This is a genomic window from Bradyrhizobium sp. WYCCWR15520 (genome assembly GCF_056174665.1).
On sequence record NZ_JBWBWM010000128.1, the window covers coordinates 1 to 2,432 of the forward strand.

At 58.0% G+C, this 2,432-nt stretch carries 1 protein-coding gene and 2 pseudogenes; 2 read left to right on the top strand and 1 reads right to left on the bottom strand.

From position 1 onward, the window contains the following. Positions 1-155 precede the first annotated feature (155 nt). Together AC0QUY_RS42425 and AC0QUY_RS42430 are read left to right on the top strand one after the other, a co-directional pair. Positions 156-332: pseudogene (locus tag AC0QUY_RS42425) on the top strand (transposase); the annotation flags it as partial. Between the two features lie 815 nt (positions 333-1,147). Further along, entirely contained in the window at positions 1,148-1,429 is a 282-nt protein-coding gene (locus AC0QUY_RS42430; protein ID WP_161851759.1) for a hypothetical protein, read from the top strand. Between the two features lie 549 nt (positions 1,430-1,978). On the opposite strand, the pseudogene AC0QUY_RS42435 reads toward AC0QUY_RS42430, so the two are convergent. Beyond that, positions 1,979-2,158: pseudogene (locus AC0QUY_RS42435) on the bottom strand (transposase domain-containing protein); the annotation flags it as partial. Positions 2,159-2,432 lie beyond the last annotated feature (274 nt).

The window sequence follows — 2,432 nt, forward strand, 5'->3', positions numbered from 1 at the left end:
GCCGCCGGCTACAACTTCCGCCGCCTCATCCGCTGGCTCAGGCTTTTGCTGCACCTCTTCCTGACCGCACTCTTCCCCGGCGGTCGGCTTAATCCAGCGTGAAATCAATCTTCTTCACGGACGACTACCTCGACCATCGTGATGAAGCGCAGCTGGCTGGTGAGGTTCGCAACGTGGCGCTGCTGGTGGCCTCGGCGGTCAATGCCGAGGGGTTCCGGGAAATCCTCGGCATCTGTGAAGGCGCCAAGGAGGACAAATCCGGCTGGTCATCGTTTCTGCGGCATCTCGTCGATCGCGGTCTGAAGGGCGTGCAGCTGGTGGTTTCCGATGCGTGCCGAAGACCGCTCGCCATAGAGAGAAGGCAATCCCAATGAGATATCCAAGGATCGGCCAGAGCCTTTTGCGCTCCTGGTCGGTGAGCCTGCTGCTGAAGTTGTAGACGTCGAGTGTAAGTTGCTGGATTTTGCTCCTCATGGAGACGAGCCATTCTAAATCTGACCTTGGCGCTGATCTTTCCTTGGGCATTGTCGCCTCACGAATCGCCCCGCGCGAGCGGGGCTTAAAGATCTGCTCAACTTGAGTACCGATGAATCCATCGATACCAGCTGTATGTTGACGTTTCCCGTCCACAGCCCGATTCAGAAAGCTCACCCGGGACTGCATCTTCGGAGCTCCAGCACGCCTCGCAGTAGGCACACTGATACAAATTCCGAAAGTCTACTTCTCTATCTGAGGAGTCACCGTCAGCGCGCTCGCACATTGAAGCGAGCAACCTGCAGCTGAATCAATGTCCATGCCATCCTCCATAAAATCGACACCCAGCAAGGTGCCGAAGCTCAAGGAGGATGGACGTCGCCTCCGAGCGCTTTGCGTGGAAAGATACAATGGATTGATCGGCGGCACAACTAAAAGTCCAAGCTTTGCTCGAGGATATCTTGAAGATTGCGCTCGTGGATACAAATAGCCCATCGGTCCCGGTGATGCTCCGGCGTCGGGCAACGTCACTGGCGGTTGCAACCATGATCGCAATCGTCATAAACCTGCAATCAAAGCGTGCTACGTAGTTTGGTCCGACAAATTGCCGCTGCTGCTCGGAGTGACGCGCAATGTTTTTTGCTTAGTGATTTGTCGGGATGGATATTCGCGCATGGCCTACGACACTGCTACGGTGCAGATGCTCCGCAACGTCCTTGATGAAGTACTTGCTAGCTCCACGTTTATCGGGCAGAAGCACCGCTCTGCGCTGGAGATCGCGGAGCGCATTCTTTGGCTTGCCGCACAGGGAGAGCGGGAGGCCGCAACAATCAAACAGCACTTGCTGAACGAGTTTTTGGCGAGCGGTAGCAATAGCGTAAGAGCTGAGAAGGCCATCTCGATGGCAAGCATGGCTCCGCGTTTGTGTTCGGGGATACGCCATCGGGGATCCTAGTGACGACCATGTCGTCAGCGCCGCAATGTCGTGCGCATCAACCGCTAGCGCGCTGTGATTGATCTGAAGCCCCTGGCCAAGGTTGTCTCCTCGTAACGAGACTCTGCAGCTTGCATGAGGAATTCAAATTGTCGCGAAGACCTGCTTGATACATTCGAAGTCCGCTGTAGGTCGCCACCTTTCAAAGAGCGAATGGATGCCAACCAGTTTTCGTAGGTGCCGCGCAGGTCTTTCTGGGCGATACTATCCAACGCGCGCCCGCAAACAGGCAGGCGCAGCCGCCGGCTGAGCCGCGGAGGTCGCGATGCTGGCTTCGGCAAGGCGGCAATCGGCCACGCAATCGCTGCGGGGCTTGCGATTGCGCTTCGCGAGGATGGCCGCGGCCATCGGTACAACCGGAACAATATGCTCCCTCCCGTTCTTAGTGATTTCACCAGGCAAGTGCAGCGTCTGCTGATTATCTGAATAGTAGAGATCGCGAAGCGCTGCCGTCTCACCGCGTCGCTGACCCAACAGGAATCAACAATCGTACAATCGTAAGCGTCGCTCTCAGGCCACGGCTTTGAAGGCTTGAGCTCGGTAGGCCCAGGGCAGTAGCTGGTCGATGTCGCGGTTTGGATGCCCGTTGACGATCCTTGTCGGGACGTTCGTGAGATAGGCGAGCGGATCGACGTCGTTGATTGTGCAAGTCTCGACCAAGGTTGCGAGGACGGCCCAATGTTCGGCGCCCCGTCGGCGAAGGCGCTCCACGTTCTCGAGCCGCAGCCGGTCGAGGAGGCGGTGCCGGCTCCTCCTGAACGCGCAAGCGTGCCGCGGCCACGCGCTGCCCCGGAGCGAGCTTGGGTTAGGGCAGAGGCTGCTGGATTCAGAGGTGGCAGTGCTCAGGGACGCCTCGGCTTTCCGAAGCTGCGTCGTCGCGCGCGGCACCACCACGTGGAAAGACGTCCGGCATCCGCTAGATCTCAGACATACTGCACCAATTTGAGGTAATCGTCTGTGAGGA